Annotated in this window: 21 protein-coding genes; 8 read left to right on the top strand and 13 right to left on the bottom strand. The window is 37.1% G+C overall.

What is annotated here, in order from left to right; genetic code table 11:
* Nucleotides 1-17: 17 nt before the first annotated feature.
* On the bottom strand, nucleotides 18-371 hold the full coding sequence (locus CW736_RS03515; RefSeq protein WP_101012595.1) for a hypothetical protein: 354 nt from the start codon (nucleotides 369-371) through the stop codon (nucleotides 18-20).
* A 403-nt stretch (nucleotides 372-774) separates the two neighbouring features.
* On the opposite strand from CW736_RS03515, the gene CW736_RS03510 reads away from it, so the two are divergent.
* The 3 genes from CW736_RS03510 to CW736_RS03500 all read left to right on the top strand — a co-directional run bounded on the left by CW736_RS03510 (nucleotide 775) and on the right by CW736_RS03500 (nucleotide 3205).
* Nucleotides 775-1185 carry a BrxA/BrxB family bacilliredoxin gene (locus CW736_RS03510; RefSeq protein ID WP_101012594.1) on the top strand — a complete coding sequence of 137 codons (411 nt, stop codon included), beginning with the start codon at nucleotides 775-777 and terminating at the stop codon, nucleotides 1183-1185.
* Nucleotides 1186-1385: 200 nt separating this feature from the next.
* Nucleotides 1386-2135 carry a lysophospholipid acyltransferase family protein gene (locus CW736_RS03505; protein WP_101012593.1) on the top strand — a complete coding sequence of 250 codons (750 nt, stop codon included), beginning with the start codon at nucleotides 1386-1388 and terminating at the stop codon, nucleotides 2133-2135.
* 68 nt (nucleotides 2136-2203) lie between these two features.
* Nucleotides 2204-3205: an acyl-ACP desaturase gene (locus tag CW736_RS03500; RefSeq protein ID WP_101012592.1), complete on the top strand. Its 1002-nt coding sequence runs from the start codon at nucleotides 2204-2206 to the stop codon at nucleotides 3203-3205.
* 227 nt (nucleotides 3206-3432) lie between these two features.
* Here CW736_RS03500 and CW736_RS14190 read toward each other — a convergent pair whose 3' ends face one another.
* Nucleotides 3433-3609, bottom strand: a complete 177-nt coding sequence (locus CW736_RS14190) for a hypothetical protein (protein ID WP_198519335.1) — start codon at nucleotides 3607-3609, stop codon at nucleotides 3433-3435.
* A 348-nt stretch (nucleotides 3610-3957) separates the two neighbouring features.
* Complete coding sequence (gene recQ / locus CW736_RS03495) at nucleotides 3958-6120, bottom strand: DNA helicase RecQ (protein WP_101012591.1); 2163 nt, start codon at nucleotides 6118-6120, stop codon at nucleotides 3958-3960.
* 281 nt (nucleotides 6121-6401) lie between these two features.
* Between recQ and CW736_RS03490 the strand changes: the two genes are divergently transcribed.
* Complete coding sequence (locus CW736_RS03490) at nucleotides 6402-7229, top strand: hypothetical protein (RefSeq protein ID WP_157810873.1); 828 nt, start codon at nucleotides 6402-6404, stop codon at nucleotides 7227-7229.
* 10 nt (nucleotides 7230-7239) lie between these two features.
* Here the strand turns inward: CW736_RS03490 and CW736_RS03485 are convergent, their stop codons facing one another.
* A complete protein-coding gene (locus tag CW736_RS03485) occupies nucleotides 7240-7830 on the bottom strand; it encodes a carboxymuconolactone decarboxylase family protein (RefSeq protein ID WP_101012589.1) in 591 nt (196 codons plus the stop codon).
* Between the two features lie 124 nt (nucleotides 7831-7954).
* On the opposite strand from CW736_RS03485, the gene recJ reads away from it, so the two are divergent.
* A complete protein-coding gene (gene recJ / locus CW736_RS03480) occupies nucleotides 7955-9652 on the top strand; it encodes a single-stranded-DNA-specific exonuclease RecJ (protein WP_101012588.1) in 1698 nt (565 codons plus the stop codon).
* Here the strand turns inward: recJ and CW736_RS03475 are convergent.
* The 3 genes from CW736_RS03475 to CW736_RS03465 all read right to left on the bottom strand — a co-directional run bounded on the left by CW736_RS03475 (nucleotide 9649) and on the right by CW736_RS03465 (nucleotide 11887).
* A complete protein-coding gene (locus CW736_RS03475) occupies nucleotides 9649-10008 on the bottom strand; it encodes a hypothetical protein (protein ID WP_101012587.1) in 360 nt (119 codons plus the stop codon). The two genes, recJ and CW736_RS03475, sit on opposite strands and share 4 nt — an antisense overlap.
* A 94-nt stretch (nucleotides 10009-10102) precedes the next feature.
* A complete protein-coding gene (locus tag CW736_RS03470) occupies nucleotides 10103-10867 on the bottom strand; it encodes a PAS domain S-box protein (RefSeq protein WP_157810872.1) in 765 nt (254 codons plus the stop codon).
* Between the two features lie 267 nt (nucleotides 10868-11134).
* On the bottom strand, nucleotides 11135-11887 hold the full coding sequence (locus CW736_RS03465; protein WP_101012585.1) for a UDP-2,3-diacylglucosamine diphosphatase: 753 nt from the start codon (nucleotides 11885-11887) through the stop codon (nucleotides 11135-11137).
* A gap of 291 nt (nucleotides 11888-12178) precedes the next feature.
* Here CW736_RS03465 and CW736_RS03460 point away from each other — a divergent pair, with 291 nt between their 5' ends.
* A complete protein-coding gene (locus CW736_RS03460; protein ID WP_101012584.1) occupies nucleotides 12179-13315 on the top strand; it encodes an ATP-binding protein in 1137 nt (378 codons plus the stop codon).
* A gap of 3 nt (nucleotides 13316-13318) precedes the next feature.
* Nucleotides 13319-14062, top strand: a complete 744-nt coding sequence (locus tag CW736_RS03455) for a metallophosphoesterase family protein (protein WP_101012583.1) — start codon at nucleotides 13319-13321, stop codon at nucleotides 14060-14062.
* 90 nt (nucleotides 14063-14152) lie between these two features.
* On the opposite strand, the gene CW736_RS03450 is transcribed toward CW736_RS03455, so the two are convergent.
* Together CW736_RS03450 and CW736_RS03445 are read right to left on the bottom strand one after the other, a co-directional pair.
* A complete protein-coding gene (locus tag CW736_RS03450) occupies nucleotides 14153-17530 on the bottom strand; it encodes an esterase/lipase family protein (protein WP_101012582.1) in 3378 nt (1125 codons plus the stop codon).
* Nucleotides 17531-17610: 80 nt separating this feature from the next.
* Nucleotides 17611-18213, bottom strand: a complete 603-nt coding sequence (locus tag CW736_RS03445; protein ID WP_101012581.1) for a DUF6252 family protein — start codon at nucleotides 18211-18213, stop codon at nucleotides 17611-17613.
* A gap of 546 nt (nucleotides 18214-18759) precedes the next feature.
* Between CW736_RS03445 and CW736_RS03440 the strand changes: the two genes are divergently transcribed.
* Nucleotides 18760-19101 carry a hypothetical protein gene (locus tag CW736_RS03440; RefSeq protein WP_198519334.1) on the top strand — a complete coding sequence of 114 codons (342 nt, stop codon included), beginning with the start codon at nucleotides 18760-18762 and terminating at the stop codon, nucleotides 19099-19101.
* 286 nt (nucleotides 19102-19387) lie between these two features.
* On the opposite strand, the gene hemF is transcribed toward CW736_RS03440, so the two are convergent.
* Genes hemF through CW736_RS03420 form a run of 4 tightly spaced genes read right to left on the bottom strand, consistent with a single transcriptional unit; the run spans nucleotide 19388 to nucleotide 22765 of the window.
* Nucleotides 19388-20290 carry an oxygen-dependent coproporphyrinogen oxidase gene (hemF, locus tag CW736_RS03435; RefSeq protein ID WP_101012580.1) on the bottom strand — a complete coding sequence of 301 codons (903 nt, stop codon included), beginning with the start codon at nucleotides 20288-20290 and terminating at the stop codon, nucleotides 19388-19390.
* A complete protein-coding gene (locus CW736_RS03430; RefSeq protein ID WP_101012579.1) occupies nucleotides 20287-21081 on the bottom strand; it encodes an EI24 domain-containing protein in 795 nt (264 codons plus the stop codon). Before CW736_RS03430 ends, hemF begins: the two co-directional genes overlap by 4 nt.
* A gap of 9 nt (nucleotides 21082-21090) precedes the next feature.
* Nucleotides 21091-22116: a uroporphyrinogen decarboxylase gene (hemE, locus tag CW736_RS03425; RefSeq protein ID WP_101012578.1), complete on the bottom strand. Its 1026-nt coding sequence runs from the start codon at nucleotides 22114-22116 to the stop codon at nucleotides 21091-21093.
* On the bottom strand, nucleotides 22109-22765 hold the full coding sequence (locus CW736_RS03420; protein WP_101012577.1) for a uroporphyrinogen-III synthase: 657 nt from the start codon (nucleotides 22763-22765) through the stop codon (nucleotides 22109-22111). Before CW736_RS03420 ends, hemE begins: the two co-directional genes overlap by 8 nt.
* Between the last annotated feature and the right edge of the window lie 57 nt (nucleotides 22766-22822).

The raw sequence follows: 22822 nt of genomic DNA, 5'->3' as shown, positions 1-22822 counted from the left end.
ATCAGTTTATTGAATTGTTAATCTCTCTTTACAATCAGGTAGTAATCGTCTTCCATAACCAAGTATCCCTGATCGTAAATAAAGTAATAAACACCCCCTTTTTTAGTGGTGTAAATACTGGTAAAGAAGGTAAAGTCAAAGCCGCTAGCAAGTAGCTTATTTCTACTTACTTTAGTTTTATCTTTAGGATTGAGCATTTGTAAAACGCGATGGTTTTTACGCAGTCTATTATTAATATTGCGCATTAAGGCATTGGTATCTCTATTTAGTTTGTTATTTGCTACATTACGACAGTAATCACTGCAATAAACCTTATCGGCTCTGCCACGCACTTCTTCATCACATTCAGGACATTTTCTTTTGGTTGTCATAATTAAGTATGGAATAGAAAGTCTTAAAGATACTAAACATTTGTAAATGGATAAGTTGTTTAGTATTTAGAAAGACTTTCCATAAAATTTGGTTCGATACCTTTATAAGTTCCACGATAACATTTCAAAATTACCAAGTGTAATTTAGGTACAAGCTTTTAAATTTTCAGTAGTTCGTGTTCGCTTTCCATGCTCCATTAGATTTTAAAATCACTCTGCTTTGACACAAGGTTGTCACTATTGAAACAGAAGTCTATAGGACCCCTGCTTTATAGACTTCTGTCTTTTTTAAATCCAGAAAGAATCCTACTATTCAAAAAACCATTCACATAATAAACTTAAATGATACCATAGCTGTTTCATAAAGCACTAGAAGTCTTTACCTTTGTAAAAAATTTATATTATGTACCCAGCAGAATTAGTTCAACCGATGCGTGACGATTTAGGTAACGCAGGATTTGAACATTTATATACACAAAACGACGTAAAAGAAGCACTAAGCAAAGAAGGAACTACTTTAGTAGTGGTGAATTCAGTTTGTGGTTGCGCTGCTGCAAATGCACGTCCAGGAGCAAAAATGTCTTTAGATAATGCAAAAAAGCCAGATCATATTGTAACGGTTTTTGCAGGAGTAGATCGCGATGCAGTAGATGCAGCGAGAGCAGCGATGATTCCTTTTCCACCTAGCTCGCCTAGTATGGCTTTGTTCAAGAACGGTGAATTAGTTCACATGTTAGAGCGTCACCATATTGAAGGAAGACCGGCTGAACTGATTGCTGAAAACCTGAAAGAAGCATACAACGAGAGCTGTTAATCAGTTTTAGTTTTAAAATATAAAGTGTTTTTGTCTCAAGATAAAAGCACTTTTTTAGTTTTCAGCATCTTGTGTTGAAATTATCACAAGCAGTTTCTGATTTACGTGTGTAATATTTAGTAATTCCTAATTACTATGCACGCATATCGATTTTGCTCTATCTCGTTCTTTCATGTAAACTAAGGATTTACCTTTGCAGAATGCAAAAAATCATCTCTTACCCGTTAACGGTTATACACATCATCGTTTTCTTTTTGTTGCTGATTATTTTCCACCCTATACAGATGATCTGTTATAAGCTAGGGGGCTATAACGCTCATCGTAAAAGCGTTTATATACTTAATTGGTTTTTAATGCAGTCCCAATTGCCGTTGTTGAATACTTTTAGCATCAACTATAAAACTGATTTACCACCTGGACCATCTTATATTTTTGTGTGCAACCATCAGAGCATGTTTGATATACCGCCATTAATTTATTACCTTAGACACTATCACGCAAAATTCATTGCTAAAAAAGAACTCGCAAAAGGGATACCTAGTATTTCCTTAAATTTAAGGATAGGAGAAAACTGTTCTATAGATCGTAAGGATCGCAAACAAGCGATTACTGCATTGATTAAATTTGCGAAAAACGTATATGAAAAAAAACGAAGTGTGGTGATTTTTGCAGAAGGTACTCGCAGCAGGACGGGAGTTCCTAAATCTTTCCAGACGAACGGTTTAAAAACTATATTTAAATATGTACCAGACGCTGTTGTTGTACCGGTGACGATAAACAACAGTTGGAAAATAAACCGCTACGGTAAGTTTCCTTACGGTATAGGTAATAAAATAAAGCTTACGATTCATGAGCCTATTCCTATTCAAGGAAGGGATCACGAGGAGTTAATTTTAGAAACTCAAGAAGTAATTCACAACAGCATTACTTCCACTGCGTTTAAGAGTTAGATAATAATTTCGCTTTCGCGAAAGCAGAACAATTTCAAAACGACTACCTTTACAATAGAATTTTTCTTATGAATAAACCACTTAAAAATATACGCATTGAGGTGATGCAATCTTTGGAAAGTAAAGTAGAATCCTTCATGGATGAATACTTAATTCCAGTAGATAAAATTTGGCAGCCTTCTGATTTTTTACCTAATTCTCAAGAAGACACTTTTTTTGAAGAAGTACGGGAATTAAGAGAGCTCGCTAAAGAGCTCCCGTATGATTTTTGGGTAGCACTTGTAGGAGATACGATCACCGAGGAAGCATTACCTACTTATGAATCTTGGTTAATGGATGTAGAAGGTATTAATCAGGTAGAAGGAAAGGGAAATATCTGGTCCAAATGGGTGCGCCAGTGGACTGGTGAAGAAAACCGTCATGGTGATACACTCAACAAATATTTGTACTTATCTGGTCGTGTGAACATGCGTCAAGTAGAAATCACAACACATCACTTGATTACCGATGGCTTTGATATAGGTACAGATCGCGACCCCTATAAAAACTTTATTTATACCAGTTTTCAAGAACTTGCGACTTATGTTTCTCACAACCGTGTGGCAAAATTAGCACGTGGCTATGGGAATACAGCTCTTTCTAAAATGTGTCGCATTATATCAGGAGATGAGATGCGCCACCACAGGGCTTATAGCACTTTTGTAAGTGAGATTTTCAAAGTAGATGCTAGCAACATGATGGTAGCATTTAAGGAAATGATGGTGCACAAAATTGTAATGCCAGCGATGTTCCTTAGAGAATCTGGACAGTCTATAGGAGCTGCTTTTGAAGATTTTTCAAACAGTGCACAGCGTATAGGTGTTTATACCGCTCAAGACTATATCGACATTATGCAAAGGCTCATTGAACAATGGGACATTGCTAACATGACCAACCTGACAGAAGAAGCAGAAAAAGCACGTGATTATTTAATGAAGCTTCCAGCTCGTATGGAACGCGTTTCAACACGTATTAAGATACCTGAAGAGGCGGCTAAATTTAGTTGGGTGAATGAACCTGTTGTAGGATAAGTAAATCGCTATCTTATCATCTTAAATCAAAAAGGGGCAAAACATATTCTGCCCCTTTTTCATGTCTTTTATTTGCGATATGACTTGCCAATCGGGCTGTATATGTGTTGTTGTGTGATACAGCGCCCAAGTTAGCAAAAACAAAATCTGCAAGGATTTTAGTAAGTAGGCTAGAACTAGCAATAAATTATATACGGCTTAAGTTAGTTGCTTTTGTTTTCTATATTTCAAGATTTAGGATCGTTTTTTTTACCACCCTTTTTTGTTAAACTATTTCCGATTCCAGCACCTATAGCTATCCCAACACCAATCCATACACCTAGATTGCCGGTTACAATTCCAATTGCAGCTCCAATTCCACATCCTAATGCTATTCCAGCACCTAATTTGCTTTCTTTTTTCACACAGATCTTTTTAATTAATCATTCATTTTAAAAGTTAGAAATAGTTGTTCTAGTACTATTTTTTTACCCATCATCATAAATTTTAAATGAATGATTACAAGGCATTTATAGTTAACACCTCAATTTTATAAACAAATTTCTCTCCATAAAGTTACTCTATTTTACTTTGAAGTATTTCATTTTCTGACAAATGTGCTAACTATATGTATAAGCAACGTCCAGGTGTTATGGAGACACCTTTATATAGAGTAGAATCTGACTCTTCCTATTATTATAGAGAGCAGTCTTCATTATGTGTTTTTATAGTCAAGTCTTGTAGAAAGAAGTTAAAAAGGGGGCTCCTTAATGTTAAGCCTTCGTTTTTTCTTTTAATAAAGAAAGGCCTATACGCAAGGAGCCATAATCTATTTTACCGTCAAAATGTTCAAAAACGGTTTTAAGACTTTCTTCATTTTTTATTTTTTCAAAGTCAGCGGCGATGAGGTCGTAATCTTTGCCGTCAATGAGCTTTTCAAGATCAATATCGTTATGAGACTCATACCTTTTAGTGAGATGTGCCATGATGGTTGATGATTGGAAGCCTCTTATTTCGGCAATGTCTTTGATCGTTTTTCCATCCCAAAAAAGCTTGACACTTTCCATAACCGTATCCTTTTTAGGGCCCGACACTTTTTTCTTTTGACGCTTAGGCTTTGCGATTTCCTCTCTATAGATGAAATCATCTGTGCGGGAATCTTTGAATTCAGAGATTATTTTAAGAAACGGTACACCATAAGTATCGTGCTTATGACTTCCTACACCAGTAATATCTGCAAATTCATTATCGTCTAGTGGTATTCTAGCAGCCATATCCTTTAGTGTTGCATCACTGAAAACCATATACGGAGCTAGATTGCCGGCGTTTGCGAGTTGGAGCCTAGTTTTGCGCAATGTTTCGTAGAGATCGCGGTTGACCTCTGTAGGTAGTTCTTCTTGGGTGTGTTGCGCTCTTTTGGCAGCCAGTTCTTCTGGTTTAGGAATCACCGCCAGGGACACCTTGCGTCCATCAAAAAGCACTTCTTTCCCCTGTGGTGTTATCTTTAAATGATTGAATTCATGGAAAGCAATTTCTACCAGTCCTTGATTGATCATTTGCACAATAAATTGTTGCCAGTCGTTCCAAGAGGTCTCTTTTCCTGCACCATAGGTTTTTATTTGCTGGAACCCACTTTCTATGACCGCTGCATTTTGCGCTCCACGCAACACATCTATGAGTAGATTAAGAGATGCTTTTTCCCCAGTTCTAATTACCGCACTCAATGCTTTTTGTGCTGATAAAGTGGCGTCAAAAAAGTCTGGTTTATTGAGGCAAACATCACAATTGCCGCAGTCTTCGTCAAGATATTCATTGAAGTAAGAAAGCAACATCTTTCTTCTACAAGTTAAGGCCTCAGCAAATTGCTTCATGCGTTCTAGCTTTGCTATCTGAACCTCTGCATTACCGCTGCCTTCTGCAAATTTACGCAGTTGGATCATGTCTGCATAACTATGAAATAATAATGCATGAGAATTAACGCCATCACGACCCGCACGACCTATCTCTTGATAATAGCCTTCTATATTTTTAGGCATGTTGTAGTGCAATACAAAGCGGACATTGGATTTATCGATTCCCATTCCAAAAGCAATGGTTGCACAGACTATTTTAAGATCGTCTTTGATAAATTTTTCTTGTACATTCTCTCGCTCTTCGTGACTCAATCCTGCATGGTAAGCCGCTGCGTCAAAACCGTAAGCAGCAATTTTACTAGCAAGGCTTTCACAGGTTTTTCTACTTAAACAATAAATAATTCCAGACTCCCCTTTATTCTTTTGAAGAAAGCGACGTATTTGCTGTAAACGATTGTTTCCTGGGCGTACTTCTAAGGTTAGATTAGGCCTATCAAAAGAGGCGACATATTCTTCTGCATTTTGAATACCCAATTGCTTTTTGATATCTGCTCTTGTAGCTCGATCTGCGGTTGCGGTTAGAGCGATGAGATTAGCCTCTGGAAAGCTGGTTTTAAAATAAGCAAGTTGCGTGTAGGCGGGTCTAAAATCATGCCCCCATGTAGAAATGCAGTGCGCCTCATCTACCGCGATCAAAGAAACAGGTATTTCTTGCAAGTGATTGTTGAGTAGCCCTATGCTTTCTGGAGCCACATATATAAGTTTTAAGCTTCCAGAACGCAATTCTTCCAGCATTTCTTGTTGCTGTGTGACATCTTGGGAGCTGTTAAAATAAGAAGCAGAGATACCATTAGCCCGCAATGCATCTACCTGATCTTTCATCAAGGCAATTAATGGCGAGACCACTAAGGTGATACCATCCAACAATAAGGAAGGTAACTGGAAACACATAGATTTCCCTCCACCGGTAGGCATGACTACCATAAGGTCTTTACCAGCAATAACATCGTCTATAACTTGTTCTTGCAGTGGTCGGAAACTGTCGTAACCAAAGTACTTTTTAAGGAGTTCTAATTTTTTCATGAGATTGGTTGGAATGGCGTGTAAGTTTCAAAGGTAGGGTTTCAGTGTATTTTTACGAAGTATTGTTCATAAATTAGACTTGTTTATTAGAGTTGTTAAGGATATTTTGATTCTAGTATGACTCTTTAGTTCTTAGTTAATTTGTATTTTTCCACTTTCGGCCCTATGGAAGAGGAGCATCAACTTTTATTCTTTTAAGAAAACAGAAACCTATATTCCCGACAACATCAATAGAATGGAATCGTTCTAGGAAAGCCCTAATAATGTAAGTTACAAGTCTTATGAAACAACTATTCTTATTTTTATTTATTACAACATCATTGTTTGCAAACGCACAAGATGTAGCGCTGAATCAATATAAATATATTATTGTAAATAATCAGTACGAGTTTCAAAATGAGGCTAATGAATACAGCTTTAATGAGCTGGTCGTATTTGAACTTAAAAAACACAACTTTATAGCATTCAGAAATTCTGAAGTTCTTCCAGCAGATATGAACCGTGGCGAGTGCAACGCACTTCAATTAAAAGTGGATAAATCAGGAACCCTTCGGATATTTATGGTATTGCAATTGGTGGATTGTACAGGGACTGTTGTTTTTACTAGTAAAAAAGGAGTAGGGACTACCAAATCTAACGATAGAGCCTATTTTGAAGCATTAAGAGATGCGATGACTTCTTTTGATGAGGTAGATTATAAGTACACGCCTAAAGTAGTAGTAGATGAGCAAGTAGCTAATGAAGAAAAAATAGGAATTCAACAACCAGCAGAAGTAACTACTATTGCTGGAAAAGTCCCTGAATTTGATGAGCAAGTAAAGGATCGCCAAGTTATAGATGCAGCGGCAGTTGCGATGCAATCTCAAGTAACACGACTAAAAAAGGACTATGCAACCACAGATAATTCTTTTTCATTAAGGAGCTCTACTGAAGGCTATACTATTTTCAGAGGTGATATGATCATAGGAACCTTAAAGAAGAGTAAGGGAGGTTGTTATCTTGCAGTAACGACTAACTTTATAGGTGTAGGTTATAAAACTGCAGGCGGTTTTTCTATTGAGCACACTACTGATGGAAAGGATCAGGTTATGGAGTTTGTAAAAGGATAAACTCATTCAGTTACACATGCTTTCCCACCTCAAAACCATGTTTCCCTAAATATTGATTGCCGCTCTCTATGGCATCATTTTCTAAAGTGGTACCCATTGAATCATTCCACCTGTTGAGGTAACCGAAGAGTGATATCACCCCTAGCATTTCTACTATCTCCCCTTCATTCCAATACTGGTGTAAACGTTCTTTTATAGTTTGATCTACGGCGTTGGGTACCTGGCTAGCGGCTAAAGAAAAATCTAAAGCAGCACGTTCTGCTTCGTTAAAAGCAGCGTGCGTGCGGTATTCCCAGATGTTATCCAGTTGTTCCTGTTCTGCTCCATAACGTTCTGCAGCTCTTATGGCGTGCGCTTGACAGTACCTGCATCCAGTAGCATTGCTAGAAACCCAAGCGATCATTCTTTTCAATGCGCTAGTGACACGACCCTCGTTTGCCATTACGGCTTTATTTAGGTTGATAAAAGCTTTTGATATGGCTGGGCGGTGCTGCATGGTCAATACAGAATTAGGACAAAACCCTAAAGTCTCGTTGAAGAAATCGGCTAGTGCTGCTGTTTCAGTATCATGACTAGCATCTAATGGGTTTACTAATGGCATTCTTGAAATTTTGTAAGGTTGGTTGTGTAATTTACGTAATAAAGATAATGGAAAGGTCGCTAAAGAGAAACGGGTAAGTCACATTTATATTCCATGACTCTTTTTTACATCTTATCTTTACCAAATGCGCTGGACTCTAAAACCCATACCAGATTCTCAAAAACAACAACAACTTGCTCAGGAACTAGGCATTGATCCTTTTCTTGCTGGTTTGTTAGTGCAGCGTGGTGTGGACGCTTTCGCGAAAGCGAGATCCTATTTTAGACCTGACCTAGAAGAACTCCATGACCCTTATCTTATGAAGGATATGGACCTAGCAGTAAAGCGGATTCAAAAAGCAGTAGGTAACAATGAGAACATCCTTGTTTACGGTGACTATGATGTAGATGGAACTACTAGTGTGGCATTGATGTCCACTTTTCTTGAAAGTTTCTACGACCGTGTTTCTACTTATATTCCCGACCGTTATGAGGAAGGTTATGGAGTCAGTTTTAAAGGAGTTGACTTTGCAGCTGACAATGATTTCTCGCTTATCATTGCCTTAGATTGTGGTATAAAAGCCATCGATAAAGTAGCTTATGCTAAAGAAAAAGGGATCGACTTTATTATTTGCGATCACCACAGACCAGGGAAAGAACTGCCAGATGCTGTAGCAATTCTCGACCCTAAACGCCCAGATTGCTCTTATCCTTATGACGAATTGTGCGGTTGTGGTGTTGGTTTTAAATTATGTCAGGCGTTAACCATTGCAAACGATTGGGAATTTGAAATTTTGATACCTTATTTAGATTTAGTGGCTACGGCAATAGGAGCAGATATTGTACCCATGACCGGGGAAAATAGAATTCTTGCTTATCACGGCCTTAATGTTATTAATACGAGCCCGCGAGCAGGTTTTGAGGCGATTATCGCCAATTTAAACAAAACAAAACTTACGATTACGGACGTAGTTTTTACCATTGCTCCCCGCATCAACGCTGCTGGAAGAATGAAGCATGGACTTCATGCAGTAGAGCTGCTCAAAGAAACAGATTTAGAAAAAGCACAAGAATTTGCAGCATCGATTGAGAACTATAATTCAGATAGAAGAGAACTGGACCAATCCATAACGCAAGAAGCCATACAGCAAATTATAACTAATAAAGAAGAAGATACATTTACGAGCGTAGTCTACGACGAAAGCTGGCATAAGGGCGTGATAGGAATAGTGGCCTCTAGATTAATAGAAAATTATTACCGACCTACATTAGTATTCACTAAATCGGGTGATCAGCTTGCGGCAAGCGCGCGTAGTGTCAAAGGTTTTGATGTGTATAATGCCCTGGAACAATGTGCTGATTATATCGAGCAATTTGGGGGACACATGTATGCCGCTGGGCTCACACTATTACCAGAGAATTACGAAAAGTTTAAAGCTCGCTTTGAAGAAGTAGTAGCTGCCACTATAGAAAAACAACATTTAACCCCAGAGATTCATATAGACTCTAAACTTCCACTAGAGCACATTACACCTAAGTTTTATCGTATTCTGCAGCAAATGGCGCCATTTGGCCCAGGAAATATGACCCCAGTTTTTATGACTAAAAATGTGGTCGATACAGGTTATGGTAAATGTGTAGGTAAAGAGGAAGACCATCTTAAAATTAAAGTTGCCACAAAAAAAGGGGAAAGCATTGCATTTAATGCTATAGGTTTTAATATGGGAAGTAAATATGAGCATATTGCCGACGGTAAAAAGTTCGATATTGCTTATTCTATCGATGAAAATGAGTGGCAGGGAAGTACTTCTTTACAGCTGCGTTTAAGAGATCTTAACTCTTAAAGGACAGAAGGTAATTCTTCGACCTTTCCTAAAAAAGTAACTAGTTTAGAGGCATCGTAAAGTTCCCCCCATCTAATATCACTAATATCTTTGAAGGAACGAACGGTTTTTCTAATTTGATTTTTAAAGATGTCCATATCACCTTGACTGAGTCGTGCTGCTTTACGCAAATAGTTTTTATTTTCAAGAAATACTGCGTCGTTTTTAAAAGAAGACTTTTTAACGATTAAGGTAATTTCGTCTAATGTATTAGAGGAGACTTTGTTCTCTGTTATCATTTCTTGAGCAACTGACAACAAAGAAGTTAGTATAAACATGATGCTAAAAAAAGCAGGTTTTATAGTTGAATTTCCCATGACTGTGATTTTAAGACAAAACTTTAAATGACCAGACAAAGATCGTTAAATGGATCTATGAGACGTTTAGATATACTTCTTTTTGAATGTTATATTATTCCTTATTTATTCTATAAGTAATATCTTCTAATGTTCCATACTGACGTAAACATATACCGTTGATAAATTCACTTATCCCTACAACTCTAACCCAAATAGGAGTTCCTTTTGCAGTTGTTAACTCCAATTCAAGATCGTAAGAAGTCCCCTTAGTAATTGCTTGGAAAAAAGCTTCTGTAATTTTCTCACGAGATTCCCCAGATTTATAAAATTTGAGTGCTTCGTCTGCTTTTGGAATAAAACCCATAGGTGTCTTGTGTATGGCTCTTGTCGCATCTGACCAATGCAACTCGCCTCTTATATGATCGTATTCCCATGTGCCTATATGTTCCCGTAAGCATTCCTTAAAAAGCAAGTCACCTTTATACTGATTTCTTCTCTTTAGTTGGACTGCTTCGGTTACATCTTCAGTTACCATGATCACCCCAGAGATATTATTGTGATAATTGCGCCAAGGCTTCATATTCCATTTTATCCACCGCTGCTTGCCGTCTGTTGTTATTAACAGCTCTTCATCATAGTACTCTTCGGAGCCTTTAAGTACGCGCTGTTGCACTTTTTTCCATTCATTACTTAGTGCAGGAAAAGGACCGTAATGGTACATCTCTTTTATATTAGTATAAGCTAAATTAAAGTCGTCGGACCACTTTGAAGAATGTGCTATGTATCTTAGATTATTATCTAATAATGCTATGGCTATAGGTGCTTGAGTTATGGACTTTATTTGATCAACAATTCGTTCAGAAAAATCACTAACCATACCTGTAAATTTAAAAAAACCAGCATTTATCAATTATATTGAAATGTATTACTATTAAGGCCTAACTGTTGCCTATTTAAGTAATCCTTAAGAACAATCTAATAAATTATTAATCTTTATTCTGTCAGCTTAAGAAAAAAAAGTTACTTCTATATAGCAGATAAAACGGTATTCTGTTGAAAAACAAAGCGTTTCTAATAGTTTTTGAAGTATCTTTTGTAGGGCCTCGTTTTTCAACAGGGCTATTTTTTTTAAAATAAGGTAACCTTAAAACTGAATAAGATGAAAATCCTTACCGTCAAATACGCCATAGCGGTATTGAGAAATCCAGTCTCCTAGATTGATATAGGTAGATGTTTCCCCTACTTTTATTTCCATAGGTAAGTGTCTATGGCCAAACACAAAATAATCAAAATGCTCTTTTTCTAGTTTACGCTTCGCGTACTGAGCAAGCCATTCATTTTCCTCACCTAGAAATTGAGCATCCTCTTCACCTGAGATGAGTTTATTTTTTACGGATAGATGTCGTGCAATACGTACCCCAATATCAGGATGTATCCATTGGAAACACCATTGGAAAAAAGGGCTGGTAAACACTTTCTTCATACGTTTGTAACCTTTATCACCAGGGCCTAATCCGTCGCCATGGCCTATAAAGAACTTCTTGGTATTAAATTCAAATGTTTGAGGTGTATGATAAACAGGAATTCCTAACTCTTCTTCAAAATAACCAAACATCCATAAGTCATGATTACCGACAAAAAAATATACTGGAATACCACTGTCAACGATTTCAGCCAGTTTGCCTAAAACGCGCACTTGATTTTTAGGAACTACCGTCTTATACTCAAACCAAAAATCAAACAAATCACCTAATAAAAAGATAGCAGCAGCATCTTCTTTAACTTGGTCCAACCAAGCTAAAAATTTTCTTTCACGAGGTTTGCTCAATTCTTGAGTTGGCGCGCCTAAGTGGTTATCGCTAGAGAAGTATATTTTTTTTCCTTCGGGAATTTGCATAGAGGCAAAGATAGTATTCTAGTTCCTATTTAAGGAACTAGATGTTTCTAACTAATTAAAACGCTGTTTCCCATGTTTAGAGTCTGACAAAAGATTGTGAAATTTTTCTAGAATTACTCTTTATAGACGCCTGTAGTAGAGAAACTTCCTTAATGCTTTGTATGAGGCATAATTACAATTGCTTAACTTTTGGTTTGCCTAGACCAGTTAACCATAAGGTGGTAGGGATGTCTTTATTCTTATCTCCTTATAGGGCAGTAGTCATTTAACTTTTTAGCTATCTTAGGGGTTATGATCAATAAACGACTTCTAGTTAAAAATTTGCTGGCGCATAACGACGAGAATAGTTTTTATGATAAAAAATTACGTATTGATCTTAGTAACAAAGAAGGAAAAGCTAAGTTCCTCAAACACATTTGCGCACTTTCCAACACCAATCCTAAAAACAACAGTTATATAGTCATCGGGATTGACGATGAGGTCAATGGTATAATAGGAGTCGATTTCTTTGACGATTCTAAATTGCAAAACCTGATCAATGCTTATCTGACTAATGCTCCGATTATTCAATACGAGAATATTGCTTTCCCTCATTTAGAAATTGGTAAAGTAGTGGGCTTAGTAACTATTAGAGCTCAAGATGGGCTTACTGCATTGCGTAAAAATATTTGGAAATATTATGGGGGCACTGTTTTCTTTAGAGATGGAAGTATTTCTATGCCTAAAGCTTATGATGTAGAGATCAAAGATGTCAATTCTCAAATTGTCGAACAACTAGAAAAAAAAGCGAGTAATAATATCGAGCACACTTTAGACAGTGTGGTTGAATTCTTAGCTCGTAAAAGTCAAGGACTGGAAACACAATACAAGGTTTTTAAAGAGCAATTTGTTATTTGCTGGTCAGGAAAAGTAAAGCATAAAAATGGCGAGACCTATTATTCCAGAGTAGATATTGAAATGGTGAATGAACAAGTACGACTATTTTATAGCACGCTTGATGAGGTGCAAATTTCGTTTGATGAAGATAGTTTTAGCATTTTAGAATTTGTGGAATTAGGAATAGGAGATAACCAAAAGTACCACCCACTGGAGCGACAGACCTTGAGGTTTTTCCCTAACGGGACCTACCAATTGGAAAACAAGATCCTGTTTAATCCGCCCTATTATGACCGCAGGACGTTACATCACATATACAACACTAACTTATCTCTTTTAAACAAGATGACAAACGGTATTGACCTCAAAGAGCAAGAATTGATAGATTTAAGACAGTTGCCAGAAACCATGTTGATTTGTCAATTCAATAACGTAGGGGAACCAGTAGAAAAGATGAAGGCGTATAAAAACTTGCTCAAGGCTTATCCAGACACATATAAAGCATACAAAGAAGCTTTGCGCGTACTGCGCAAAGTAAAATACAATTCATAATTAATGAGAACCATTGCAATAGGAGACATTCACGGCGGTTACAAAGCCCTCGTTCAATTAATAGATAAAATAAAATTAAAAGATGACGATCAGCTTATTTTCTTAGGAGATTATGTAGACGGGTGGTCTCAAAATTATGAAGTGGTAGATTTTTTAATTTCGCTTTCGCGAAAGCGTAAACAAAACAAACAAACTCCTCCTATTTACCTCAGAGGCAATCACGATGAGTTAGTGGTAGATAACTTACAGGCAAGGCACCCGCATAAATTGTGGTTGCTTCATGGGGGGGAAAGTACTGTGGATAGTTATGCAAGTAAAACTAAGGAAGAAATCGAAGTGCATTTTGATTTTCTCAAGAACGATCTTCACAATTATTATGAGCTGAATGGGAATGGGTTTTTTCATGCAGGTTTTCACAACCTAAGGGGTCCTGAATATGAATACTTTAAAAGTATTACCTGCTGGGACCGCACTTTATGGGAAATGGCACTGGCGCTAGACCCTAATTTAAAAGAAGATAACGACAGGTATCCTAATAGATTAAAACTCTACAAAGAGATTTTTATAGGTCATACACCTACACATAGTTGGGGGGAGTACCAGCCTATGAATGCAGCAAATGTTTGGAATCTCGATACGGCAGCTGCCTACAAAGGACCATTAACGGCTATGTGTGTAGAAACAAAAGAAATTTGGCAAAGTGATCCAGTGTACACTTTTTATCCAGAGGAGAATGGGAGGAATTAGTAGTTGGATGTTTTTTCAAAGTATTGATATAAAAGAGCTTGTTTTGAAATTCAAAACAAGCTCTTTTCTTAATTTAAACAGCTAATGAACTTAATTGATAGGGACTTGATGGACTTCAGTTTGACCAAGGTGAGTTATGTGCATGACATAAGTTCCTGTAGTTAAATGTGAAACATCAAATGAAGTTCCTAACTCATGTCTAGTGATGTTTAACACTTGATTGCCACTAAAGTCATATAGTTGTAGACTTACAAAATAAGTACAATGACTATTTCCTCCTAGGTCAGTTATTCCATCGCTACAGGATCTAGAGTAAAATGTCCACTCCGGATTTTGTACCATATCAACAGCAATTATGGTGCTGGCAGGAACTGGCGAAATCACAAAATTGTTACTAACGATGCCACTAGGGTTTGTTGTAGAACAATCGTTGCTACAGCCGTCTAGGTCTGTTACAAACTCTACCCATTCTGACCAGCCACAAGCATTTCTTGCTCTTACTTGAAATCGAAATAACTCATTACAGTCTGGATAGATACCTAACGTGTTATCTCTTCCAGTTCTTTGACTGCCATCCCAATAGGCAATAGATGTAGGTAGTTTTTGCATTTCTATCTCCTCTACTAGATCATAACGTTCTATTCCATTTATGCGTAAAGCTACAAGATCACAAAAGCCACTTGCGGGATATATGGATAGAAAATTATTAGAATTTATTTCTGAAAGAAAAGCGTTATCAAGATTAGGGGTTCCAATATATAGTTGACGACTAAAACTTTGACTAGGCCCTACTCCATTGTCCAAAATCACTTGTACGAAAGCTGGCCCGTTTTCTAAAGCTTCAAATTGAGCAGAGTATCCATTTCTAGAGATGATGGCTAGATTATCACTAACCACGTAAGTAGGTTGCACTGCCACTTTACATTCATCTTCAAATCCCATAGTAACAATATCTCCTACACACATGGTTGATGGACTAGAGAAAGAGGATATATTCACAGGGAATTGAGGTGGTAATACTTGACCACTTGGGAGTTTTAAACTTTCAATAAGCCAATCTATACTATTTTGATTAAAACTGGTATGTCGAGTATTTACGGACTCGCCATAATAGCTATCAAATGGAGTGAGCCTATTGGAGCCACAGGTTAAATCAAAATTTAAGGGGTTATTCCAGTTTTGATCAGGATTAAGATGTGCAATCGCTGAAAACGAAGGAATAAAGGAATTTATAGGATTCAATGTCCTTACTTGTGTATCATCGGTAGCAGAAATGCCAATGATGTCATCATGAATCCATCCGATCACATCTGTTGCTACAGTGCCACTATCAGTTGCATCTGAAGTGAGGTGTAAGCTTCGGGTACCAGTAACGGCATCTGCAATTTCTTGTTGTGCTAAAAACCATCCGCCAGGAACGTTGTCCATAGTGCCGCGTTGATTATTGTTAGGTGCTATTACTGTTTTTGTAGTAGGAATCTTATAAAACTTTGCCACACGCTCATTAGCACCAGAAGACATAAAGTGCGAGTCTAGTGTAGCAATATGCGTGCGGAAAACAATATTTCCTAATGGTAAATTGATTCTGACTCTGGCAAAACTTTTCACACCAAGTACTTTTTCACCATCAGCAGCATAGGAATAAAAACCTCCATCTTCATTTGGTAAGGTAGATAACCTACTTCCAGTAAGAGAACCGTTAATGATGGCCAAGTTTTTAGATTTAGTAGGAAAGCCATTAGAATTGGGTAATCCATTTATGGCTTGATTATTATAATGCTCAGTAAAAGAAGAATTTCCTCTGTCTTGACTAAATCCTTGTAATAGTGTTTGTGCATTCAATAAATTTTGGTCTACATGATGATGGGACTGCCCAGGAGCTTGTCTATGAAATTCAATAAGTTGTTGCTTTGCAGCAGGAGAAGATAATTGTTTATCGTAAAAATCTTCAGCAGCATCATTGTCGTCGTCTGACAACATTTCCTTTATTAAGAAAATTAGTGCTTGATCCCCTAAAGGAATATTTGCACCTAAATGCGGACTATCTATACTCACCCAATGCGATACGTTATGATCCCAGGTATCACTGTCTTGTGTTTGCTCTTCCATAGCTTCCATATAAGCCAGAGCATACCTAGATATCTGTCCTCCCATACTAGGTCCCACAAGCTTTATTTGAGCTGTACTTCCTGTGGATGCCATTCTTGACTTCGTTTCTTGAAGTAATTTGATCAAGGCCATGGCATTGCTTTCTATATAATAAGCACCACCATCTATGGTAAACATCTCGCCAGTGTTTATATCTGCGGTATCATAAGTAGGATGGTTGACCATGATGACATCAAAGCCTTCTGCTCTTAATGTTGTAAGTGCGTTTTCTTGAAACCCATCGCGATTTAAATAGTCTTGAAAGTCATACATACTGTTATGAAGATTAGGATTGAATTGCCCATTTTCTTTATTTGCTGCGGCGCAGTCAAGATCTTGACCACAATCGCAGTCTTCTATTTTGCGTTTATCCCCTGGATCAAAACCATCGAGAATAATGATGGGATGGTCTAGTTGGTTGTTGCCGGCATCATTTTCTGAATAGTAAATACGGTAATCAATTTCGGCTAAAATAGTAGGATCATTTACTTCATACCCTGTAAAAGGAATATCGGCTATTATTCTGCCATTTTCCTTATACGTATCTCCTGCGCAAAAAGGGGATAATGTTTTAGGCCCTATTTGTGTTTGGTATTTGAAATAAATACTAGATTTTGTAGTGATGCTCGTATTGTCCTCATAAATTATTTGATAGGTAGCTATCTTATCTCCATCAGTGTTGTAATTAACTTGTATTTGTTGCGTCTGTAAATTATAGTTGTTGATCAGATTTCTAGGAACCCCATCCCCAAAATCTGCCGTAAGTGTCTTAATAGGTTGCTGTTGATTTTGAAAAAGATAGGTTGGATCAATTTTATAGGTGATTCCAGTTCCTGCAATAGCCTTGTGCAGCGGTGCAATAACCGTAGCATGTAAGGTATAAAAAGGGGGTTGCCCAGAGATTTGAGAAAATTCTTGGGTGTTTTCATCATAGGTTAAACCACCTTGCTGCACCTCTTCAAAACGGTAATTCAGTAGTTGAAAATCCGTATTCAATATACCTAATGGAACTACATGATTTGTTTCTTGTTGCATCAGGCTATCTAATGCTGATCGATTTATAAAGAGCACTTCATTACTCGCACGATGCATCTCGCTTAGTGCTTGTTTAAAATAAGTATAGTCGGCAGTGTCAAAATCTGGTTCTCTGTTAAAGTTGTAGAGATTTGCAAATTGTACTACTCGTTCATAAATGATACCGCTAGTAACACTAGCTTGATTGACGGTAACTAGGGCATCATCAAGGGTTTTTTCTTGATTTTGTGCCGTAGCGTTGCATAAGGATAATCCTATTCCTATGCTAAGAAGAATTCTTTTCATAACTTTGAGTGTTTAATGGTTAATAAAAATGCTTGTTAGTTGTTAAATATTTATAGACTGCCGCTCCAACGGCAGTCTTTTTAATTAAAATCAGTTTGTAATAAAGTGAGGGTATTGATATCAAATCTACCTGACTGAATCCTTACTGTGTCTTGTGGATTTGCAATTGATATCATTTGGACTTCAAAAGTTCCTGAAATGATATTACCTGTGCTAGAGTTTCTAGTAATGCGATTTACTTCAATAATGCCACTGTTTTCATAAGAGACATACCACTCAAGCCTATTAGTATTACTATTATAAATTCTTCCATGTACATATGTATTATTATTTCCATCAATGTTCAAAAGACTATTAGAACCGTCAACTTGATAAGCTCCTTCACCTATGTTAAGTAAATCTTCAATATGTAAATCTAAACTACCTGTGTTTTGCGACTTAAAATCTGTAACTAATAGTTCAATATTACTGTCTTCAGATAATACAACTCGTAACCCCTTATTATCACTATTAATCGTACTTCTGCCATCTCGAGGTTTAAAGAACTTGCCGTCTATAAGGCAGCCAAAGGTGTTTTCTCCAGTCATGGTAATGGGTGGTAATAAGGATGCGGGATCTACTGTGTCGTCGCTGTTGCAAGCAGTGGCTAGTAATGCTATGAGTAATAGGTATATGGTTTTCATAATTTTGTTTTTTAAATTAAAGTTGATGCTCGATTCGATCCATTGTGAAAGCAAACTCCATAATTGATAGTTAGTGTTTTATGTAGCGCTACTTCTAAAATTACAATGGTGTTGTTTCAGTTTAGCCTTGGAGGACCTTTAGCTTATAAAGGACTTTCTGGTTTAATAGGTTCTTACATTGTAATTTGATAATATTGGTAACTCATGATTTAAACGCTTTCATAAATCATTCATTAGCAACAGTTTAAATATAGAGTATTGTATAAGTGTTGTGCAAATTATACCAGTCTAGATTCATGAATAAAGGGTCTGTTTTCATGAATGTCTTGTAGAATAAAAATTATTTAATAACTGTAAATCAAGTAGTTAACTTATAAATATGAGGTTTTAAAGAATTACCTATAACAGCAATCGTAAACATCCAAAATTTGCTCAAAAACCTTATGAACAGGACTCCATTTTAGACCATTAGACTGAGGAATCGCAAAAGGAATACTCATCAATAGCTATAGCCGTCTGCCGAATTTAAATTGTAGACTTTTATAATTGCGACCATCTATTTCGGTACAACAGTTTCCGCTATTTAAAGAAAAAGCTAGGGATATTGCCACAGCTTGGGCGCGTCGTGATATAGGCGGGGACACGCAACCTGTTCATAGACTAGAAATGCAGCTGAGCGACGAGACTTTTAAACACATTTTATTACCGGTTTATATCAGTTCTTATAAATTTAATAGCAAACGTTATAATTTTTATGTGAATGGACAGACGGGAAAAATTCATGGAACCAGACCTTATTCTTTTTGGAAAATATTCCTTGCGATTCTAGCGGGATTAATGGTGATAGCAGCGATTGTTTATTTTGTGAATTTGAATCAAAAAGTATAAGATTTTCGCATTCGCACTGAATCAAGTTCCACATAAACTTCTATTTTTTTAAATATAGAAAGCGGAATATTTAAAAAATTATTTAAAACGAGTTCGAGTAATGAGAATGAATAATTAGTTATAACAGCGAGTCCTAGGATAAGCCCTGTTGACGTACAACCTAAAATACTTGAAGATCCACTCCTAGGCTTTTTATTTAAAAAAATAAAATTTGCTTAATCATTAATCGGTGTTCGATATCCATTAAAATCTATGGTATGTTCCCTTTCCAGAGGAAGGGTTTAGGCTAAACCCAATCTACCGGATTTTGTAATACCCGAAGCAATTTTTCTTCTTCACTACCAGTTTCTGGATGGTGATCATACACCCATTGAACATGTGGTGGAAGGCTCATTAAAATGCTCTCGATACGGCCATTTGTCTTAAGTCCAAAAAGGGTTCCTTTATCATGTACCAGATTGAATTCTACATAGCGTCCACGACGTATTTCTTGCCAGTTGCGTTGTTCAGCCGTATAGGGTAAATCTTTTCTCTTTTCAACTATAGGAACATAAGCGTCCAGAAAATGACTTGCCATATCGGTTTGAAAAGCAAACCAATCTTCCATCGAGAACTGCTCTGAAGCCTTGCAGTAATCGTAGAATAAACCGCCTATTCCACGAGCTTCTTCTCTGTGCGGATTATGAAAATACGCATCACATTTTTTCTTAAAAAGAGCGTAGTCTGCTATTTCATGTCGATCGCAAACCTCTTTGCATACTTGATGGAAATGACGCGCATCTTCTTCAAATAAATAATAAGGAGTTAAATCCAGCCCACCACCGAACCAAGAATCTACCATTTTCCCTGTAGCATCATACATTTCAAAATACCTGAAATTTGCATGTACAGTAGGAACCATTGGATTCTCTGGATGCAGTACCAGGCTCAATCCAGTAGCGTAGAAATTACAGTCTTCTACCTTAAAATAAGTTTGCATTGCTGCTGGCAGATCGCCGTGAACGGCACTGATACTGACACCTCCTTTTTCAAATACGTTTCCCTCTTGTATGATACGAGAAAAGCCACCACCACCCTCTTCACGATGCCATTCATCTTGATGGAAGGTTGCCTTCCCGTCCACGGCTTCTAATGCCGAGGTAATGGTGTTTTGAAGACCTACTATAAAGGAATAAAATTGTTCTTTCAAGATTCTAGTTTTGGAGCAGATCCTTGTTGCTGATGGGGCATCTGTGTCTGTTGTTCTTTTAATAATTTCAGTGTGGTTTTACTCGCTGCGGTAACGGCAACTGGTAAAACAAGAATTATACCTATTACTGGTATAAGGAGCATGGCCATAAAAACGATTCCGTTACCTATGGCATAACCTTTATTCTTCTTTATAAAGGAAACACTATCTCTATATTCATAATGTCGTTCTAAAGTGTAATCCATATTTCCAAAACCAGCATAATAAGCCTGTACTAAAAACAGGAGTGGAGTGGTTACAAAATTTACCACCGGTATAAATGAAAGAATGAGGAGCGGAATACTAATGCCTATCTCATAAAATAAGTTCCTAATGTTGATGCGTAAGCCACGTATCAATTGTTGTGTATTGCTTGTTTTTCTATGTGTATGAGGATCGTAAAGTTCTGGGTAGAGGTGTTTTTCTATACGTTCAGAAACTGGCGACATAAATGGTGCGCTCAATGCCATCACTACGTGTTTATAAAGAATGAATCCTAAAATTAGTATAACAAGAGCACCTAGCCAGGTAGCTATAGATGTAAAGGTTTCACTTCCCCATTCCCAAACCCAGACCTTTGCAAAAAATCTACCTAGATGGTCTGACAGTCCATAAGCTGCAAAAAAAATAGCAATCCCAAAAAGCAAACTTATGGCCATAGGAACAAAGAAAAACGACCAAAGCTTCAATTCATTGATCAGTTTAAAACTGTCTTTATAAGATATAAGTCCTGTCAGGATGTTTTTAAACATAAATCATATTTATTGACCGTATTCCTTCACCGCATCCACAAATGCTTGAGCATTTTCTACTGGGATATTAGGTAAAATCCCATGTCCTAGATTAGCAATAAACCGGTCTTTACCAAATTCATTGATCATTTGAGTGACCATTTTTTTGATTTCAGCTGGAGGAGAGAATAGTCTTGATGGGTCAAAATTACCTTGTAGTGTAATATTTCCACCAGAGAGGTAACGTGCGTTTCTGGCGCTACAAGTCCAGTCCACACCTAGAGCGCTTGCGCCACTTTTTGCCATATCCCCTAAAGCAAACCAGCATCCTTTGCCGAAAACGATCACCTCTGTATGTGGTTTCAAGGCATCAATAATTTGTTGTATGTACTTCCAAGAGAATTCTTGATAATCAGTAGGAGAAAGCATGCCGCCCCAAGAATCAAAAACTTGAACGGCATCCACACCGTGATTTACTTTTTCTTTAAGATAGGCAATGGTAGTGTCTGTAATTTTTTGTAGCAGGATATGTGCTGCTTCAGGCTGTGTGAAACAAAATTCTTTTGCCTTATCAAAGTTTTTACTTCCTTGGCCTTGTACGCAATAACATAGAATAGTCCATGGAGATCCCGCAAAACCTATTAAAGGCACACGATTATCCAGTACTTTTTTAGTCATATCTATAGCTTCGTACACATAACTTAAAGAGTCTTTTACGTCAGGAACGATTACTCGATCCAGATCTTTTACCGTTCTAATAGGGTTAGGTAACCAGGGACCTATGCCATTCTTCATTTCTACTTCAATATTCATAGCTTGCGGTATCACAAGAATGTCAGAGAAGAGTATGGCTGCATCGGGACCTATTTGATCGATAGGCATCACGGTTATTTCTGTAGCAAGTTCTGGAGTTTGACACCTGGTAAAGAAGTCATATTTTGCCTTGAGCTTCATGAAGTCTGGTAAATACCTTCCTGCTTGTCTCATCATCCATACTGGTGGACGTGCTACTTCTTCACCTCTTAAGGCTTTTAAAAAAAGATCGTTTTTAATCATTGCGTAACGCTTTTATTGCGGTTATCAGTGTGTTTTCTATGGTTTGCTTTGTTGCTATTTTTACGTTTTTATAATAAGCAGCAGCAGTGTTAGCGGTGGTTTTTCCTATACAAATTGCGGTAAGAGGTTTGTTGTGGGGATTCGCTTTCGCGAAAGCGTGCACACCTCTAGGACTATAAAAAGTTACCGCTGCAAAAATACGATCAAAGCTTTTCATGACGGCAATAGATCGGTAAACAAAAAGTTCTATTAAAGGTATTTTTTCTTGGAGAAATATCGCTGGAAGTTCATCTCTACGTTGTTCACTACATAAATATAAGAAGTTCTTTTCTGGATAGTTGGTGATTAATATTTTTGCAAGATCCACAGCGTTATTAGCAATATGTATAGGGTGGATTTCATTTTTTTTTAAAGAAACGGCTGTAACTTCACCTACGCAATAAACATTTTTTATGAATTTACGATGGGCTAATAACGCAGGAATGGCATTCTGGCTCGTAATTATAACTTGATCCCAGTTTTCAGTAGAATCCATGTGAATGGGTTCTGTTTTTAGCAAGTCATAATGGGTAAGACTTATTCCAGTATTTAGAACGAGTTCTACTTGTGACTCTGTTAAAATCTTTGTGGATAGAATGCTGTCCTTCATAAGTCTAGCAATATATTATTTTGGAGTTTAAAAGCGGCTGTTTACCCTATTAAATTG

Source organism: Nonlabens sp. MB-3u-79, assembly GCF_002831625.1.
GTDB lineage: Bacteria > Bacteroidota > Bacteroidia > Flavobacteriales > Flavobacteriaceae > Nonlabens.
This window is presented reverse-complemented; position numbering and strand designations above follow the sequence as displayed.

Bases quoted from the DNA above. Each gene is read 5' to 3' on its own strand.
- CW736_RS03515 (WP_101012595.1), bottom strand. From the start codon at position 371: ATGACAACCAAAAGAAAATGTCCTGAATGTGATGAAGAAGTGCGTGGC.
- CW736_RS03510 (WP_101012594.1), top strand. From the start codon at position 775: ATGTACCCAGCAGAATTAGTTCAACCGATGCGTGACGATTTAGGTAAC.
- CW736_RS03505 (WP_101012593.1), top strand. From the start codon at position 1,386: ATGCAAAAAATCATCTCTTACCCGTTAACGGTTATACACATCATCGTT.
- CW736_RS03500 (WP_101012592.1), top strand. From the start codon at position 2,204: ATGAATAAACCACTTAAAAATATACGCATTGAGGTGATGCAATCTTTG.
- recQ (WP_101012591.1), bottom strand. From the start codon at position 6,120: ATGAAAAAATTAGAACTCCTTAAAAAGTACTTTGGTTACGACAGTTTC.
- CW736_RS03490 (WP_157810873.1), top strand. From the start codon at position 6,402: ATGAAACAACTATTCTTATTTTTATTTATTACAACATCATTGTTTGCA.
- CW736_RS03485 (WP_101012589.1), bottom strand. From the start codon at position 7,830: ATGCCATTAGTAAACCCATTAGATGCTAGTCATGATACTGAAACAGCA.
- recJ (WP_101012588.1), top strand. From the start codon at position 7,955: ATGCGCTGGACTCTAAAACCCATACCAGATTCTCAAAAACAACAACAA.
- CW736_RS03475 (WP_101012587.1), bottom strand. From the start codon at position 10,008: ATGGGAAATTCAACTATAAAACCTGCTTTTTTTAGCATCATGTTTATA.
- CW736_RS03470 (WP_157810872.1), bottom strand. From the start codon at position 10,867: ATGGTTAGTGATTTTTCTGAACGAATTGTTGATCAAATAAAGTCCATA.
- CW736_RS03465 (WP_101012585.1), bottom strand. From the start codon at position 11,887: ATGCAAATTCCCGAAGGAAAAAAAATATACTTCTCTAGCGATAACCAC.
- CW736_RS03460 (WP_101012584.1), top strand. From the start codon at position 12,179: ATGATCAATAAACGACTTCTAGTTAAAAATTTGCTGGCGCATAACGAC.
- CW736_RS03455 (WP_101012583.1), top strand. From the start codon at position 13,319: ATGAGAACCATTGCAATAGGAGACATTCACGGCGGTTACAAAGCCCTC.
- CW736_RS03450 (WP_101012582.1), bottom strand. From the start codon at position 17,530: ATGAAAAGAATTCTTCTTAGCATAGGAATAGGATTATCCTTATGCAAC.
- CW736_RS03445 (WP_101012581.1), bottom strand. From the start codon at position 18,213: ATGAAAACCATATACCTATTACTCATAGCATTACTAGCCACTGCTTGC.
- CW736_RS03430 (WP_101012579.1), bottom strand. From the start codon at position 21,081: ATGTTTAAAAACATCCTGACAGGACTTATATCTTATAAAGACAGTTTT.
- hemE (WP_101012578.1), bottom strand. From the start codon at position 22,116: ATGATTAAAAACGATCTTTTTTTAAAAGCCTTAAGAGGTGAAGAAGTA.
- CW736_RS03420 (WP_101012577.1), bottom strand. From the start codon at position 22,765: ATGAAGGACAGCATTCTATCCACAAAGATTTTAACAGAGTCACAAGTA.